Annotated in this window: 12 protein-coding genes; 5 read left to right on the plus strand and 7 right to left on the minus strand. The window is 66.5% G+C overall.

All coding sequences use genetic code 11. The annotated features are described in order from the left end of the window. Positions 1 to 40: 40 nt before the first annotated feature. Positions 41 to 2,923, minus strand: a complete 2,883-nt coding sequence (locus AC0Z6F_RS07310; protein WP_485616863.1) for an autotransporter domain-containing protein — start codon at positions 2,921 to 2,923, stop codon at positions 41 to 43. Between the two features lie 236 nt (positions 2,924 to 3,159). On the opposite strand from AC0Z6F_RS07310, the gene AC0Z6F_RS07315 reads away from it, so the two are divergent. The 5 genes from AC0Z6F_RS07315 to AC0Z6F_RS07335 are packed head-to-tail and all read left to right on the plus strand — an operon-like array spanning position 3,160 to position 9,167. Further along, positions 3,160 to 3,687, plus strand: coding sequence for an RNA polymerase sigma factor (locus AC0Z6F_RS07315; RefSeq protein ID WP_012510420.1), 528 nt, complete (start codon positions 3,160 to 3,162; stop codon positions 3,685 to 3,687). Beyond that, entirely contained in the window at positions 3,684 to 4,652 is a 969-nt protein-coding gene (locus AC0Z6F_RS07320; RefSeq protein ID WP_012510419.1) for a FecR family protein, read from the plus strand. The genes AC0Z6F_RS07315 and AC0Z6F_RS07320 overlap by 4 nt, the downstream gene beginning before the upstream one ends. A gap of 12 nt (positions 4,653 to 4,664) precedes the next feature. Continuing rightward, positions 4,665 to 7,457: a TonB-dependent receptor gene (locus AC0Z6F_RS07325; RefSeq protein WP_004148532.1), complete on the plus strand. Its 2,793-nt coding sequence runs from the start codon at positions 4,665 to 4,667 to the stop codon at positions 7,455 to 7,457. Positions 7,458 to 7,506: 49 nt separating this feature from the next. Further along, complete coding sequence (locus tag AC0Z6F_RS07330; RefSeq protein ID WP_004148530.1) at positions 7,507 to 8,463, plus strand: hypothetical protein; 957 nt, start codon at positions 7,507 to 7,509, stop codon at positions 8,461 to 8,463. After that, complete coding sequence (locus AC0Z6F_RS07335; RefSeq protein WP_012510418.1) at positions 8,460 to 9,167, plus strand: hypothetical protein; 708 nt, start codon at positions 8,460 to 8,462, stop codon at positions 9,165 to 9,167. The genes AC0Z6F_RS07330 and AC0Z6F_RS07335 overlap by 4 nt, the downstream gene beginning before the upstream one ends. 84 nt (positions 9,168 to 9,251) lie before the next feature. On the opposite strand, the gene AC0Z6F_RS07340 is transcribed toward AC0Z6F_RS07335, so the two are convergent. The 6 genes from AC0Z6F_RS07340 to AC0Z6F_RS07365 all read right to left on the minus strand — a co-directional run bounded on the left by AC0Z6F_RS07340 (position 9,252) and on the right by AC0Z6F_RS07365 (position 17,269). Continuing rightward, positions 9,252 to 9,917, minus strand: coding sequence for a lysoplasmalogenase (locus tag AC0Z6F_RS07340; RefSeq protein ID WP_012510417.1), 666 nt, complete (start codon positions 9,915 to 9,917; stop codon positions 9,252 to 9,254). Next, complete coding sequence (locus AC0Z6F_RS07345; RefSeq protein WP_485616865.1) at positions 9,914 to 11,797, minus strand: M61 family metallopeptidase; 1,884 nt, start codon at positions 11,795 to 11,797, stop codon at positions 9,914 to 9,916. The genes AC0Z6F_RS07340 and AC0Z6F_RS07345 overlap by 4 nt, the downstream gene beginning before the upstream one ends. Positions 11,798 to 11,991: 194 nt before the next feature. Beyond that, complete coding sequence (gene ispH, locus AC0Z6F_RS07350) at positions 11,992 to 12,942, minus strand: 4-hydroxy-3-methylbut-2-enyl diphosphate reductase (protein ID WP_004148461.1); 951 nt, start codon at positions 12,940 to 12,942, stop codon at positions 11,992 to 11,994. A gap of 27 nt (positions 12,943 to 12,969) precedes the next feature. Next, the gene (gene lspA, locus AC0Z6F_RS07355; protein WP_004148459.1) at positions 12,970 to 13,494 is read right to left on the minus strand and encodes a signal peptidase II; all 525 of its coding nucleotides are present in this window, start codon (positions 13,492 to 13,494) and stop codon (positions 12,970 to 12,972) included. Continuing rightward, entirely contained in the window at positions 13,494 to 16,325 is a 2,832-nt protein-coding gene (gene ileS, locus AC0Z6F_RS07360; RefSeq protein WP_485616866.1) for an isoleucine--tRNA ligase, read from the minus strand. The genes lspA and ileS overlap by 1 nt, the downstream gene beginning before the upstream one ends. Beyond that, positions 16,322 to 17,269, minus strand: a complete 948-nt coding sequence (locus AC0Z6F_RS07365) for a bifunctional riboflavin kinase/FAD synthetase (RefSeq protein WP_153675104.1) — start codon at positions 17,267 to 17,269, stop codon at positions 16,322 to 16,324. The genes ileS and AC0Z6F_RS07365 overlap by 4 nt, the downstream gene beginning before the upstream one ends. Positions 17,270 to 17,293: the final 24 nt, after the last annotated feature.

Raw genomic sequence — 17,293 nt, forward strand, 5'->3', positions numbered from 1 at the left:
TGGCACCGGCGATGCAGGCATCGCCGGTGCCGTGTACCGCTTAGAACCTGTAGCCCAGCCCCAGCATTACGCCATTCTGGATCTGCCCGTCGCGGCGCTCGCCCACATAGTCGGCCATGATCGAGAGACGCTCGCTGGCCCGGCTGGTCACACCCAGGTTCCAGGCCAGCACCTGCTCGCCCACGCGCTGGCTGCTGGCGCCGAACACCAGATCCGGTGCCGCGGCGAAGCCGGTGCTGTAGCGGGCCCGCGAATCGCCCAGCTCCTTCTGCCAGACCACCCGGGCGCGCGGCGTGATGCGCTCGCCGTTGTTGCCCTCGAAGGTCTTGAACAGCTGCAGGCCTGCGCCCACGCGGATGCTCTCCAGGCTGCCGCTGCGACCTACCAGCGCACCGGCACCCTGCCCTTCATTGAAACGGGTGGCCGAGGTGCGCGCGTAGTCCACCACCGGCAGCAACGGCTGGATCACCAGCCCCTTGCCGGTGGTGAACGAGAACGCATGTTCAACACGCGCGGAGATCGCATCGTTGCTGTACCTGGCGCGCAGGGGCTGCTGCAGGCCATCGATACCGCCGATGCTGCGACGGGTGTCGTGGCGCAGGTCGGTGTAGCGCACCGCTGCCGACAGGTAGCCACGCGAATAGGTCGCATCCAGGTAGCCGCCCACGTCCAGCGCGCGCACATCGCCGGTGAACCCGGAGCCGTCACTGGCCTTGTTCGACATATCGGCCGCGGCCACGCTGGCGCCCAGGGTGACGCGGTCATCGGCCACGCGGGTGTCGGCACCGATCACGATGCCGCCGATGGTGTGGCTCAGGCCGGCCACGCCACCGTCAGCATCGATGCGGCCATGGCTGGCGAAACCGCGCGCCCAGATGCCATGGCTGCGTCCAGCATCACCGCTGCCCGCAACGCTTCCCGACGCCGGCTCGACCAGGTGCATCGCCAGCTGGTTGAACAGGCTGCCATGACGCATGCCCGGCTGGGAGGAGACCGACTGTGCCACCTGCGAGGCCAGGCCATCGGCATCACCGCCGCTGCGCATGGCCGACTGATGCTGTTGCACGACGTTGCCGATGCTGCCCACCAGCGCAGTGTCGGCCAGGCGCAGGCTGGCGTGCGCATCACCGCGCAGGGCGCCGGCCTGTTGTGCGATCACATCACGGTCGGCGAACTGCAGCGCACCGAGCAGCGACTTCAGGCCGTTGTCCTGGCGATCGGAAGCGGTCGCCAGCGCGCGGCCCAGGCTATCGCCGGAGGTGCCATTGGCGAACAGCCCCACCTGGTCGAAGCCAGGGTTGGCGGTCAGCCACAGGCCATCTGCGGTCTGCTTCACGTTGAAGCTCAACAGCGAGTTGTGGCGCGGGCGGAAGACTTCACCACCAGTGATGCTGGCGCTGTAGCCGGTGTCGCCCAGGCGTACAGCCTCTTCGAAACCGCCCTGGTAGATGGGCCCCTGCACCAGGTCACGACGGAAATCCTGGCCGTAGTAGCCCTGCGCCACGTTCAGTTCAAGGAAGGCGCCCTTGGAAATCACCAGCGCGCCGTCGTTCACCTTGCCACTGGACTGATCAAAGAAGCTGCCCACGCGTATGCGACCACTGCCAGTGCCGCCGTTCTCGGTCACGTCGAACAGCACCTTGCCGCCCGGCATGATGTTGACGTAGCCATGGGTGACCAGATCGCCACCGCGTGGCATCAGTGTCCCGAACACGCGCAGGCGGTTGAAGCCGTCTTCGCGCCAGGACGGACGGGTGCCGCTGATCAGTGCGCTGAACTCCGTCGCGGTACCGGCCACATCACCATGGCCAACCAGCATGCCCGCGCCCAGCACCCGCACTTCCGGTGCTCTCAGGGCGCCCCCCTCCAGCGCGATGGTGCCGTTGTCGACCAGCATGAAGTCGGCGCCGGTGGTCGCGGAAGTTCGCCACGTAGCGCCATTGCTGACGCGGATCACGCCCATGGAATTGTCGAGCGTGGACACGTCCAGATCAGCCAGGCGCAGCCTCGACAGCAGCGCAGACTTGTAGAGCGGATCGTTCTGGTAGCTCTGCACCGATCTCGAGCCGATACCCTGCGGCCCATTGCCAGACGCGTTGTAGATGCCCTGCGCCAGACTGATGTAGGCCGACGATATGTTGGTATTCCACCGCGCGAAATCGTCATCGACGAAGGTCTGCAACTGGCGCCCGGTGCGCAGGTAGCCGGGGTTGATGTCGCCGCTCACATTCGCAGTCACGTTGAGGGTGTCACCCGGATCGCGGTATCCGTTCGCGGTGATGATCCTGTTGCTGTAGATGTCCTGCCCGGGGAACGACTCCTGCTTGGTTCCGCTGCCATCCGGATCGAAGGTGACCGAAGGACCGGTGCCACGGGCCGGATCGCGGAACACCAGCAACCCGTTCGGTTGCACCACTTCATACATGGCCTTGTGCAGCAGCCCGGCATCCATGCCGCCGCCGTAGTTGCCGGTATAGATCTGGGTCATGCGCGGCGACGGTGTGTAGATCACCTTGCCGCCGCTGCTGGCCGCGTGGATCTGCACCGAGTCGATGATCGGCAGGTCGCCGGCCAGATAGCGCTCGACGCCACCGGACTGCATGATCGAGCAGGACGAAATGCAGTGACCGGACACGATGGTGTTCAGGCCGGAGGTGCGGATCACCCCCTGCAGCCACTCGCCGGCGATCAGCGCGCCACCATTGGAGGTGCGCAGCACCACCTCGCGGATCGGCCGGCCCTCGGCCTGCGCCTTGGCCAGCAACGCCGGCAGCGACACCACGTCTGCATAGGTCACGCCGCCGCTCAGGAAGATGCGGTCGCCCTGCACGTGATAACTCATTGCCATGACGTCATCAGCCGCCATGATGGCGCCAATGCCAAGCAGCCCGGCCAGGGCCAGGCTCAACTTCGAATGCTTCATACGTTCTCTCTCCACCCGCAACACGCGGGTAGAGAGTCAAACGTCGGAACGGCCCGATCTCCCCCAGCATGCCAGGCCACTGAAGATGAATGCATTCACAATGAGAGCCCGAGCGACATGCACTCTTCCCCATCAGGTCATCGTCGCGTAAAACTCGATGACGCATTCTCCACAGCCAGCCGAGGCCAGCCCTGTCCGCCCCGTCCCCCCTGATCCATCGCGCATCGGACCTGCCCGTGCCCGCGGACGCCTTCATCGCGTTCGTACGCGAAGAACGCACGCCGCTGTGCGCGTTCCTGCGCACTCGGGGGGTCGGGCCGGAGGATGCGGAGGATATCGCGCAGGACTGCATGGAGCGGTTGATCCGTTATCGCGCGCACGGGCCCGACGAGCTGCGCCTGCTGCTGTATCGTATCGCCCGCAACCGCCTGGCGGATCGCGGCCGCTCGCCGCAATCGCGACCGCACCTGTCATTGGCCGAGCATGATGGCAGCGACGAGCCCACCAGCCAGTCGCCCGATCCATTGCGCCAGGCCGAGTCCGGGCAGATGCTGTCCCTGCTGCGGCAGGCCCTGTTCAAACTGCCCGAGCGCGCGCGCGAGGTGTACCTGCTCAACCGGATCACCGGCATGAGCTATACGCAGATCGCGCGGCACTGTGGAATCACCGCCAAGACCGTGGAAAAACATATTGCCCGTGCCCTTCAGGGCCTGCGTCAGGAGCTGGGACCGGACCCGCTGCATCACGACAGGGACGCCGAATGAGCCGCCTCCGGCACAAGGAAGATGCCTCGCTGTACGAACGTGCCAGCGACTGGGTGGCACGCCTGGAAGCCCCGGATTGCACCGCGGCCGAGCGCGAGTCATTCGAAGACTGGTTGGCTGAAGATCCTGCCCATGTCAAAGCCTGGGTACAGGCCGAGACGCTGTTCCAGCAGGGCGAGACGCTGGGCTCCGACCCGTGGCTGCGCACTGCGGCCGCGCGCGTGGCGCGGCCTGCACGCCGCCGCCTGTTGCCCGGCCTGGCCGCAGCCGCCGGCATCTGTCTGGCGATCGGCATCGGCTGGATGATTGCGCTGGATGGCAATCCGACACCGCAGCTGTATGCCAATGACACCCGTCTGCCGCGCCAGTTGACCCTGGCCGACGGCAGCCTGGCCACCCTCGACGCCGGCACCACGCTGCGCGCGCGCTTCGGCTGGCGTCATCGCGATCTGGAACTGGAACGCGGACGTCTGCAACTGCAGGTCGCGCCGTCGAGCAAGGCGCTGCAGCTGCGTGCCGGCGACAGCACCATCCGCGACATCGGCACCACCTTCCAGGTCGAGCGCCTGCGCGATGGACTGGTTGAAGTGGCATTGCTGGAAGGTGCGGTTGAAGTCAGCAACGGCACGGCCCAGCACATGCTGGCGCCCGGCCAGCAGCTGCAGGTATTGCCCTCCGGCCGCATCCAGCCTGGCCCGGCGTTGTCCTCCACCGTGGCGGCCGAAGGTTGGCTGCGCGGAAAACTGGTGTTCGATGCCACACCGTTGTCGATCGTGGTCGAACGCATGAACCGCTATGGCCGGACGCCACTGGTGATTGTCGACCCGGAGATCACCGATCTGGCGGTAAGTGGAACGTTCCGCGCAGGCGACGCACAGGAGTTGCTGTCCGCGCTGGAACTGGGATGGTCCGTCGCTGGCCAGACGCGCCCGGATGGCGCGCTGGAACTGCGTCGCACCTACTGAGAGGTGCCAGCCATGGCAGCAGGTCCGGGCGCGCGGCAGTGGGGGCTGCTCCGCCCCCTGCTGTACCTGGCGCTGCTGGCCGCCGTGCTGCCGGTGGCCAGCGCCGGTGAAGCGGCAGGCACGCGTGATTACCATATCGGTGCTGGCCCATTGCCGTCGGCGTTGCAGCAGTGGGCACGACAGAGCGGCATCGCCCTGCTGTTCGACGCCCGCGAGCTCAGTGGGCTGCACAGCGATGGGGCCAACGGCCAGGCAGACCCTGCCACGGCCCTGAAACAACTGGTCGCCGGCATGCCGGTGAATGTCCTGCGTACGCCGTCCGGCGGTTTCGTCATCCGACGCATCCGAGTGGCCCCCGCGCCCGCAGCAGCGACATCTCCTGCAACGCCCGTGGCCGGCCCGCGCACGGCACCGGAGCGCCCGCCGCAGGTGGAACTGGCACCAATCCATGTCACTGGCAGCCGCCTGCCACGCACCTCGGTACAGACCACCCTGCCGGTGACAACGATCGATCGCGCCGACATCCTGCGCAGTGGCTACGGCAGCCTGTTCGACCTGCTGCGCCATCTGCCCGGAATGAACGGCCTTCCTGCGATGAGCAGCGCTCGCAGTGGTGATTCGCAGTACCTGCCGGTGGGAGCCGCGGCCACCACCAGCTTCGATGGCATGGGGCCACGTGCAACATTGTTCCTGGTCAACGGCAGGCGACTGCCGCGCTACCCGATGGTGTCGCTGGAACAGGGCGGGCTGACCGACCTGGGCGGCATTCCCCTGAGCTTCGTCGATCGCATCGAACTGGTCCGCGGTGGTGCCTCCGCCATCTACGGTGCCGACGCGATGTCCGGAGTGGTCAACATCATCCTGCGCGACCAGGCCGATGGTCCCGAAGCGATGCTGCAGACCGGGCTGAGCAGCCGTGGCGACGCCGGCCAGTACCGTGTCCAGATGGCCACCGGCGGGCTGCGCGAAGGCGGTGACCGCTGGTTTGCAGGCCTTGACCTGCACCGGGTCGAGCATGTGGCCGGTGATCGCCGCGACTGGCATGCAGAAACCTCGCTGTATCCGATCGGCGCGATCTTCGGCAACTGGTATCTGCCGGCCCGGCGCTGCGAGCCTCCACTGAAGCGGCGCGAGGATGGCTGCTGGTTCGACAGTGCGCGCCCGCGTTCGTTGCAACCCGCCTCGGATACCGCTTCGGCCTACCTGCATTACCGGCATGAACGCGGCGAAGGACGCTATGCCTATGTCGAAGCGCGCGCCAACCACAACCGGCAGCGCTTCGATCTCGGCCCCACCGCCATCGCCGTGGTCTCGCGCGGAATCACCTTCAACAGCGTCTTGCATGAAGCAGGCAATGTGCGCCCCAGCGTTCGCGCCACCGATGCAGATATCACCTTCGGTCTCGGCCGTGACCAGGGCCGACGCAGCTGGGAAGCGGGAATCAGCTCGCAACGCAGTGACGTCACGCTGTCCACGGCAGGCACCGTGCGTGCGACCCGGCTCCTGGAAGCGACGCAGGCCCGCAGATTCACCCCTGGCTTCGACGCACCACCAGCAGCCGAGGTGGAAACGCTGTTCCCGTCCATCCGCAACCGCGGACGTACCGAACAGTGGCAGGGCTGGTGGGGCATGCAGCGCGAACTGATGCCGCTGCCTGGCGGCCCCGCGCAGCTGGCCACCGGCATCGACCTGCGCCATGAACGCTGGACGTCGCGTCCCGATGCGCTGCTCAGCCAGGGTGACCTCGCATTGGGCCTGCCACAGCAGCAACGTCGCCTGTCGCGGCAGAGCAGCGGCGTCTACGCCGAACTCGGCCTGCCGCTTGCGCCCACGCTGCGCGCGGACCTGGCCGCTCGCTGGGATCGTGATGGCGGTTTCATGGCGTTCTCGCCACGGGCCGGCCTGCGCTGGAGCCCGACACCGCAGTGGTCGTTCCTGCTGGCCAGCGGACGCGGCTACCGCGCTCCCAGCCTGTTCGAACAGCGGCGACCGCCCGGCTACTTCGGCTCGATCACGCTGCCCGCCTCCAGCGCGCTGCCGGAATGCGCGATGACCATCAGTGATGGTCGTTGCAGCGTCACCGCCGAGGTGGTGGAGAACGACGCGTTGAAAGCAGAGCGCTCGCGCAGTCATTCGCTGGCCGCCAGCTGGACACCCAACGACACTTTTTCGGTGTCGCTGACCCACAACATCGTCGAGCTGCGCAACGAGATTCTGGCGCTGCAGCCATCCGACGCAGTCTGGAACCGCAGCACCTGGCAGCTGGACGAAGACGGACACCTGAGCAGCCTGCGCCTGTCGTTCGACAACATCGGCCGCACCACGTCCCGCAACTGGGTGCTGCGCAGCGAGTACCGCATCGATGCCGGCAGCAACGGCCAGTGGCTGTTCTCGGTTGATGCGCTGAAGCAGCAGGAACTGCGTCGGCGACGCGATCATGAACCCGCGGTGGACCTGCGCGGCCATGTTACGCCGGAGATCGCCGCCGTGCTGAACGTGCAATGGCAGAACAGCAATTGGGATATCGCGCTGCGTGGCAACCAGACCGGACGCACGCGCGCGTGGCTGCCCGGTGCCGAGTGCCCGCAGGAGCAGATCGAACTGAGCCACTGCATGAACCCTCGGCAGCTGCGCTGGAACCTGCACCTCGCACGCCGGCTGGGGCCTCGCCTTGTCGCCGCGCTGGACGTGCACAACGTGCTCGACACGCAGCCGGTGAACTATCTGGTCGGCAACGGCGGGCAGATGCCGGGGCTGGACGACCCACTCGGCCGCTACTATCTGCTGACCCTGCAATTCCGCTGAAGCGTAGTAACCTACGCGCCCTGTTCCACCGGTCTGCCACCTCCACCCCATGAAGGCCTATCTCTGGTTCTGGGGCGCGTTCCTGCTGTTCTTCGCGTTGCCTTTCCCCTGCATCCTCTATTTCGGCACGTCATGGCCGGTGGCGCTGGCCGATCGCAGCCCGCCGTGGCTGGCCGTGCTGCTGCTGGCGTTGTCACTGGCCTTGTGGCTGGTCCTGCTGCTCGCGTTCCTGCATTACCTGCTGCTGGGCCCGTTGCGCGCCCTGTACCGGGTGCGCTCGATTCTCACTGATGGTGAGCCGCGCACCACACTGATCAAGCAGGCCGAACAGACCGGCGTGCATATGCATGGCTTCGCGCAGTGGAAGCTGCAGCTGGCCTTCCAGAACCTGTCCGGCACGCCGATCAGTGAGCAGATGCTGGTGGTCGACAGCAAACCGCAGCTGCAGCGCTTCGTCGCAGGCAATCACCTCGATGCACGCCTGAGCCGCACGCCAGGCGAATTCCCCAACGTGGTGCTCGACGGCGCCCATCCCGAGCTGGATGTTGCCAGCCTGTGGCGGCGAGGGATCGGCGGTGGCATCGCCATCGTGGTGGTTGCCAGTGCCTATGTGTTCACCTACAGGCTGCAGAGCGAAGGCCTGGGCTGGACCTTCCTGTCGTTCGGCCACCCGTTGCTGATGTGCCCGCTGGTGCTGTGCGGTTACGCACTGGGCCTGCGCCTGCTCGGCCGACTGTTGCACGCCGATGCACGTGGCGACGCGCTGAAGTACCGTGGCATCGGCGTGGAAGCCAGGGTGCTGAAGGTGCGCCAGACCGGCACCTATCTCAACGAACAGCCGCAGGTGGAATTCCAGCTGCAGTACACCGACCGCGAAGGCGCTGTGCAGCAGGCGAGCGTGCGTCGCTTCATCCCGCTGATCGAACTGGCCAACATCCCGCGCGAGCACGTGACGCTGCTGTACGACCCGGATGATCGTGGCAACGTGCGCCTGGAGGGGATATGAAGCAGCCGCCCTCCACCCGGCTGGTGTTCTCGCTGGTGCTGCTGGTGCTGGCGGGCGTGGCCGTTGCTGGCGGCGGATTGCAGACGATCAGCGAAACGCTGGGCCACTCGGTGCAGCGCGACCGGTTGCCCGCGCCGGTCACCATGCAGCCGTCGCGCGAGAATCCTGGATCGCTCGCGCCGGTACCGGATCCGCACCCCATTCCGATTCCCGAACGCAACAACCGTCTGTTCGATGCAGACTACCTGCAGGCCGCGCGCCAGGCACTGGAGCAACTGCCGGCGCTGGCCGGGCAGCGGTTGACGGTCTTCCACAGCATCCACTTCTACGATGATGGTCGCATCAACCTGGATCTGATCGATCCCCAGCAGCCAACCCACGTCGACAGCTACCATTTCGAGCGTGGCCAGTGGCGCAAGGGCAATCCGGTGAATCCGCAGCAGTTCGCGCCGACCATCAGCCTGCAGCGCAGCAGCACATCCCTGGCCAGCATCGATTTCGACGCCGTGCCGCGCGTGGCACAGGCACTGCAGCAACAACGCAATGCCCTGCAGAACCCCGCATCTGAAGTCGGCCACGTCTACGTGATCGTACGCAAGGGCGGCAAGCTGGTGTGGCTGCCGGATGAAGTTGCCGGAGACCGCGAATCGGTGCGCCTGCAGTTCGATGCGCAGGGCACCGTGCTCGGCGTGAGCCGCCGGTAGACCACAAAAAAAAGGGGACGGAGGGGATTAAGTCGCATGTGCCTTGGTGCGGTTTGCGACTTAATCCCCTCCGTCCCCTTTTTGCTACTTCACCGAGCGCGCGATGGCGTACTGCGCGCCGTAGTACGTGGACAGCACCAGCAGGCTGGCCAGCGGCAGGCCACCGGCGAAGCGGTCCCAGGCCAGCAGGGAATCACTGGCCACGAACAGCAATGCACCCGCCGCGGCCCAGCGGGCGCTTCGGGCTTCCACGGCGTCGGGCTGCGGGCTGCCCCACTGCCGTGCCAGGGCCAGCACCGCCATCGACGCCAGCACCACCACGTACGCCAGTACCGGAATACGCATCGGTGCGGGCAGGTGCGGCCACAGGCCCAGCACGTTGAGCACGGCAAATGCACCGAGCAGCACACTGGCGCCGACCAGGCCACGACCGGCACGCAAGCCATCGTGGAATGCGACGATGTAGCAGAGGTGCGCCAACAGGAAGGCGACCAGCCCCGGTACGAACGCATCCACCGGCAGCATCAGCGCAATGTCGCCCACGCACGAAAGCAGCATGCCGGCCAGCACCGCGCGGCGGTAGAACGGTTGCGCCGGATCATGCACGCGCCAGGCGATGGCGGCGATCAACAGCGTGGTGGCCGGCTTGGCCAGCCAATGCAGCCAGCGCCCATCGCCGTGCAGGAACGCGCCGATGATGGCGAGGATCGCCATCAACAGGATCACGCCATCGCGGGCGCGCGGCTTCATCGTGCCTTCCACAGATCCGCCAGGCGGTCAGGCTTGCCGGTGATGCGCTCCAGCACCGGGTACTGCAGGCCACCGTGGTAGGCGATGCTCATCGTTTCGATGCGGTCGAACTGCTTCACCAGCAACACGATCGGTGCCTTGTCCTTTGCTGCTGCCGCCACCGCATCCTTCAGCCGCTGGCTGCTGTACTCGCGCCCGCCAACTGCAATCACCTTCATGCCCGGCGCCAGGCCAGCATTGAACGCCGGGCTGTCCCAGATCACATCACCGACCGTGCCGCTGTCGAGCACGGTCGCGCCCAGCGAATACGCCAGCAGCGCCGCCTTGGCGCGCTTCTCCTGCGCCTTGTAGGCATCGTTCGGGGCATCGCGATAGACCAGCTTCCAGCCCGCCAGTTCCAGGCCGCCGGTCAACGAACCATGACCGTCCAGGCGCCCGCGCAGGAACGTGGCCCAGTCATACGGGGCGATGCCGTTCAAGGTCGCGACCACGTCATCAAAGGTGTACGGGTTGACGTCCCAGTCGCCATTGCCGACGCCGAAGAACGCACGCGCGAAGTCGTCCAGGCTGCGACGGTTGCCACTCAGCTCGCGCAGCTTGCCCTCCACTTCCAGCCACAGCATCTGGCCGCCGGAGTAATAGTCCTCGCTCATCTGGTAATTGCGGTACGGCAGCGTGCGGCGCTGGGCGATGGTCGGGTCGTTGGTGGTGTCCTGCAGCGGGCGCCAGGCCAGTCCCGGGCGGCCACGGTCATAGGTCGCGGCCACGTTGGCCAGCATGTCGCGCGCCTGCGCGGTCGACCACAACCCAGAGCGCGCGGCCAGCACCTGGCCCCAGAACTGGGTCTGGCCTTCGTACACCCACAGCAGGCTGTCGCCCATCGGCACGTTGAAATTGGCGGTGGCCAGATCGGCGCCGCGACGGTACTTGCCATTCCAGGAATGGGTGTACTCGTGCGGTAGCAGATCACGCATCCACGCGTTGCTGTCCCACTCTGTGAAGTACCCCGGGTCGGCACTGTTCTCGCTGGAACGGTGATGCTCCAGGCCGATGCCGCCGAGGCGGTCGGTCAACGCCAGCAGGAACTCATAGTGGTTGTAATGGCGCGCGCCATAGAGCTTGTCGGCCTGCTGCACCAGCGCGCGGTGCATCGTGATCTGCGCGTCACTCGGCTTCAGCGACTTGGCTTCGTCTGCAAACACATTGAGATGCACCGGCACCTTTGCGCCCGGATCGAGATCGATGCGCTGGTAGTGCTCGCCAGCGAACAACGGCGAATCGACCAGATGGTCATAGGAGATCGGCTTGAACACCACGGTGTCACCGTCGCGGCGTGCGGTTTCAAGCGCAGTGGCGAACGACCAGCCCTTGGGCAGGGTCACGCTGGCCTGCGCCTGCAGGTTGCGCGCATCGACTCCGGCCGGGTACAGCGAATTGGCGTTCCACTGCAGGTTGAGCATTTCCGGGGTCATCACCACCCGGCCCTGGCTGCCGCCCTGCGAGGACAGGAAATCGAAGTAGGCGACGATCTCGCTCACGCCCTCGGGCACGTTCACCTTGAACGCATAGACGTTGAACTGGTCGCGCTGCCAGGCCAGCGGCTTGCCGTTGGCAGTCACGCGCAACCCGGCCAGCTTGTCGATCGGGCCGGTCGGCGAATGGTTGCCGGGAATCCACTGCGGGTACAGCAGGGTCATCGGGCCGGGCTTGGCCGGCACCGTGGCAGTCACCTTGAAGATGCGCCGGGCCAGGTCACGCGCGTCCACATCGATGCGCAGCAAGCCGGGGGCCGCTGCGTTCGCCGGGGGCGAGGTCTGCGCCAGCGCAGGCGTGGCAGCCAGCGCGAACAGCACGGACATCACCAGGGCACGGGTCTTCATCGGGCAGGTTCCAGCAGCGGTAGAACCTTTGATGCTAGGCCTGTCGCGTGCGCGGCCCCATGGCCGAAGGTCATGGTGGTGCGACCATCAGTGCGGACCAACGGTCCGCACCCACCAACGCAGTAGATCCACACCATGCGTGGATGACACACACCCGGTAGCGCCGGGCCATGCCCGGCGAACACCTGCCGCGGTCAGTCGACCAGGCGCAGGCGCAGTTCCTTCGGCAGCGCGAACACCATCGATTCCGGCTCGCCGTCCAGCTCGCCCACGCCGTTGGCACCCAGCTCGGCCAGCCGCGCCAGCACGCCATCGACCAGCACCTGCGGCGCCGAGGCACCCGCAGTCACGCCGATGTGCTGCTTGCCCACCACCCACGCCGGGTCGATCTCGTGCGCACCGTCGATCAGGTACGACTCGACGCCTTCGCGGCGGGCCAGCTCGCTCAAGCGGTTGGAGTTGGAACTGTTCGGCGAGCCGACCACCAGCACCAGATCGCAGCGCTTGGCCAGGTCGCGCACGGCATCCTGGCGGTTCTGCGTGGCGTAGCAGATGTCGTCGTTCTTCGGGCCCTGCATCGCCGGGAAGCGCTCGCGCAGCGCATCGATGATGCCGCGCGTGTCATCCACCGACAACGTGGTCTGGGTGGTGTAGGCGAAGTTTTCCGGCTGCTTGATCTGCAGCGTGGCAACCTGCTCCACGTCCTCCACCAGATAGATCTGGCCGGTACCGGCTTCGCGGTTCCACTGACCCATGGTGCCTTCCACTTCCGGGTGACCGGCGTGGCCGATCAGCACCACGTCACGGCCGGCACGGCAGTGGCGGGCCACTTCGAAGTGGACCTTGGTCACCAGCGGGCAGGTGGCGTCGAACACCTTCAGACCACGGCGTTCGGCTTCCTGGCGCACGGCCTGGGACACGCCGTGCGCACTGAAGATGACCGTATTGTTGTCCGGCACTTCATCCAGTTCCTCGACGAAAATCGCGCCGCGCTGCTTCAGGTCATCGACCACGAAGCGGTTGTGCACCACTTCATGGCGGACATAGATGGGCGCGCCCAGCGTTTCGATCGCGCGCTTGACGATCTCGATCGCACGATCGACGCCGGCACAGAATCCACGCGGGTTGGCGAGCAGCACATCCATCAGTTCAGTCTCCCGGCAGCGGCCGGCTTACGGTTTCGGGTTGGCATTATCCGCCTTTTTGGCGGACTTGCCTTCGAACAGGCCGAACAGGGCGATGCCCACGGCACCGACCACGATGGCCGAATCGGCGATGTTGAACGAGGGCCAGGTGTAGCTGCCCACGTACCACTGGATGAAATCGACCACGTGGCCATGCACCTGGCGGTCGATCACGTTGCCGATGGCGCCGCCGATGATCAGCGCATACGGCACCGCCGCCTTCCAGTTGCCACGGGCGGTGCTGCGCAGCCACCAGGCCATCAGGCCACTGATGGCGATCGCCAGCACGGTGAAGAAGTGCTTCTGCCAGCCACCGGCGTCGCTCAGGAAACTGAACGCCGCACCGGTGTTGTAGGTGCGGTACCAGTTCCAGAAGCCGTCGATGACCACCACCGGCTGGAACTCCGGCAGGCTCGACAGAACCCAGGCCTTGGACCACTGGTCCAGGCCGATGATGGCCGCCGACAGCAGCAGCCAGACCAGGGCGTTCGGATGCGGACGGGGCGCGGCCATCAGAACCAGCTCCGCACTTCACCGGCACCGGTGATGTTGCTCACACAGCGGCCGCACAGTTCCGGGTGGTCGGCATTGCTGCCGACGTCGGCGCGGTGGTGCCAGCAGCGCACGCACTTGGCCTTGGTGGTCGGCTGCGCGCTGACGAACACCTCGTCGGTGGTCGCCGGGCGCACCTGCACGTCGCCGCTGATGAACAGGAAACGCAGTTCATCGGCCAGCGGCTGCCAGCGCGCGGCCTGCTCTTCGCTGGCGGCGATGGTGATCTCCGCCTCCAGCGCGGCACCGATCGCGCCGTTGGCGCGCATCGGCTCGAGCACCTTGGCCACCTGCTCGCGCACGGCCAGCAGCTGGTCGAAGTCGGCGGCGTTGAGCTGGGCATCGGCCGGCAGCGGCGCCAGGCCGTCGTACCAGGTGGTGAACAGCACATGCTCGGCGCGTTCGCCCGGCAGGTAGCCCCACAGCTCGTCGGCGGTGAAGGTCAGGATCGGCGCGACCCAGCGGGTGAATGCTTCGGCGATGTGGTACATCGCGCTCTGTGCCGAACGGCGACCGCTGGAATCGGTCGGCATCGTGTACAGGCGGTCCTTGGTCACGTCCAGGTACAGCGAACCGAGGTCCACGCTGCAGAAGTTCAGCAACAGCTGCACGATCTCGGCCATGTTGTAGCCGTCGTAGGCCGCCTTGATCTTCTCCTGCAGTTCCCACGCGCGATGCACGATCCAGCGGTCCAGCGCGACCATCTGGTCCAGCGGCTGCAGGTGCTGGGCCGGATCGAAACCGTCCAGGTTGCCGAGCAGGAAGCGTGCGGTGTTGCGCAGGCGACGGTAGGCGTCGGCATTGCGCTTGAGGATCTCCTGCGACAGCGACATCTCGTTGCTGTAGTCGGCCGAGGCGATCCACAGGCGCAGGATGTCCGCGCCCAGCTTGTTCATGATGTCCTGCGGCTCGATGCCGTTGCCCAGCGACTTGGACATCTTTCGGCCGTGCTCGTCCACGGTGAAGCCGTGGGTCAGGCACTGCTTGTACGGCGCGCGTTTGTCGATCGCCACGCCGGTCAGCAGCGAGGACTGGAACCAGCCACGATGCTGGTCGGAACCTTCCAGGTACAGGTCGGCCGGCTTGCCGAAGCCACGCGCGGCGAGCACACCCTCATGGGTCACGCCCGAGTCGAACCAGACATCGAGGATGTCGGTGACCTTCTCGTAGTCGGCCGCTTCGGCACCCAGCAGTTCGCTGGCGTCCAGCGAGTACCACACGTCGATGCCTTCGGCTTCAACGCGGTCGGCAACCTGCCGCATCAGCTCCACCGAACGCGGGTGGATCTCACCGGTCTGGCGATGGGTGAACAGTGCGATCGGCACACCCCAGGTGCGCTGGCGCGAAATGGTCCAGTCCGGGCGGCCATCGACCATGCTCTGGATGCGCGCCTTGCCCCAGCTCGGGAACCAGCCCACGGTGTCGATGGCGGCCAGCGCATCGTTGCGCAGGTTGGCCTTGTCCATCGAGATGAACCACTGCGGGGTGGCGCGGAACACCACCGGCGTCTTGTGGCGCCAGCAGTGCGGGTAGCTGTGGCGGATCGGGTGGAAGGCAAGCAGCGCACCGTTGTCGCGCAGCACGCCGACGATGGCCTCCTGCGCCTTCCACAGATGCTGGCCGGCCAGCACCACGTCACCCGCCGGCGGCGTCGATTCCAGGTACACGCCACGGCCGTCGATCGGGGTGACCTGGCCAGCGTTGTACTTGTCCAGCAGGCCGTACTTCTGGCTGACCACGTAATCTTCCTGGCCGTGGCCGGGGGCAGTGTGCACCGCACCGGTACCGTCCTCGTCGGACACGTGCTCGCCGTTGAGCACCAGGATCTCGCGCTCCGGATAGAACGGGTGCGCCAGCAGCTGGTTTTCCAGCGCCGAACCGTCCGCCTCACCGTGCAGCACCACCGCTTCCACGCCGTAGCGCTGCAGTGCGCGCTCGGCCAGGGCGGCGGCCAGCACCAGCCAACGGCGCTTGCCGTTGTGCGCCGGGCCTTCGGCCAGCACGTAGTTGATCTCCGCGCCCAGCGACACCGCCAGCGAAGCCGGCAGCGTCCACGGGGTGGTGGTCCAGATCGGCACGGCCACTTCCACATCGGCCGGCACGCTCACGCCGAACGCCTGGCCGATGGCCTGCGCATCGCGCGCGGCGTAGGCCACGTCGATCGCCGGCGATTCCTTTTCGTGGTACTCGATCTCCGCTTCGGCCAGCGCCGAACCGCAGTCGAAGCACCAGTACACCGGCTTGGCGCCGCGCAGCAGGTGACCGTTGGCCACGATCTTGGCCAGCGCACGGATCTCGTTGGCTTCGAAGTCGAAGCTCAGGGTCTTGTACGGGTTGTCCCAGTCACCGGTCACGCCCAGGCGCTTGAAGTCCACGCGCTGGATGTTGATCTGCTCTTCGGCGAACTCGCGGCACTTCTGGCGGAACTCGACGGCGTCGAGCTTGGTGCCGACCTTGCCCCACTTCTTCTCGACCGCAATTTCGATCGGCAGGCCGTGGCAGTCCCAGCCCGGCACGTAGGGCGCATCGAAGCCGGCCAGGTAGCGCGACTTGACGATGATGTCCTTCAGGATCTTGTTGACCGCGTGGCCGAGGTGGATGCGGCCGTTGGCGTACGGCGGGCCGTCATGCAGCACGAACAGCGGGCGGCCGGCGGCGTTGTCGCGCAGCTGCTGGTAGAGCCCCTGCTCTTCCCACCGCGCCAGAATGCCCGGCTCGCGCTTGGGCAGGTCGCCGCGCATCGGGAATTCGGTGGCTGGCAGGTTCAGGGTGGTCTTGTAGTCCTGGCTCACGCAGTGGCTCGCAATCTATGTTCGGAAAGGATGGCGCGCGCCTGTTCGGCGTCACGGTGCATCTGGTCGGTCAGCGCCGCCAGATCATTGAATTTTTCTTCGTCGCGCAGCTTGGCGACGAATTCGACGTCGATGTGGCGCCCGTACAGATCGCCCTGGAAATCGAACAGGTGGGCTTCCAGCAACGGCTCCACGCCCTCCACGGTCGGCCGCGTGCCGAAGCTGGACACCGAAGGCCACGGCTGGTCGAACACGCCGTGCACCCAGGTTGCGTAGATGCCCGACAACGCCGGGGTCTTCGGGAAACGCAGGTTGGCGGTAGGGAAGCCCAGCGTACGGCCAAGCTGGCGCCCACGCACCACCCGGCCGCTGATCGCATACGGGCGGCCGAGCAGGTCGCCGGCACGGGCAAAGTCGCCGTCCTGCAGCAGCTGGCGGATGCGGGTGCTGGAAATGCGCTCGCCATGCAGGTCGACCGCTTCGATCTCGCCAGCGCTGAAACCGAGCTCGGCGCCGAGCTTCTGCAGCAGGGCCAGGTCGCCGCGACGACGGTTGCCGAAACAGAACTCCGGACCGATCCAGACCTCACGCGCACTCAGGCGATTGACCAGCAGCTGGCGTACGAACGTCTCGGCCGGCATCGCCGCCATCGCTGCGTCGAAACGCAGCAGGCCGATCGCATCGACGCCGAGCTCGCGCAGGATCTCGACCTTGCTGCGCGCCAGGGTCAGCCGCGGCGGCGGCGTGCCCTGGGCGAAGAATTCACGCGGCAACGGCTCGAACGCCACGGCAACTGCGGCCACGCCCAAGGCGCGCGCGCGGGCAACCGCGTGGCGGACCAGCGCACGATGGCCCAGATGGAGGCCGTCGAATGCACCGATACAGACCACGCTTCCGTTGGGGAACAGCTCCCCGCCCTCGACGCTTCTGAACAGCCTGCTCATCAACTCTCGTTCCGGCCCAACCGG

This window comes from Stenotrophomonas sp. 1L-E-5-B-C3 (genome assembly GCF_057292075.1).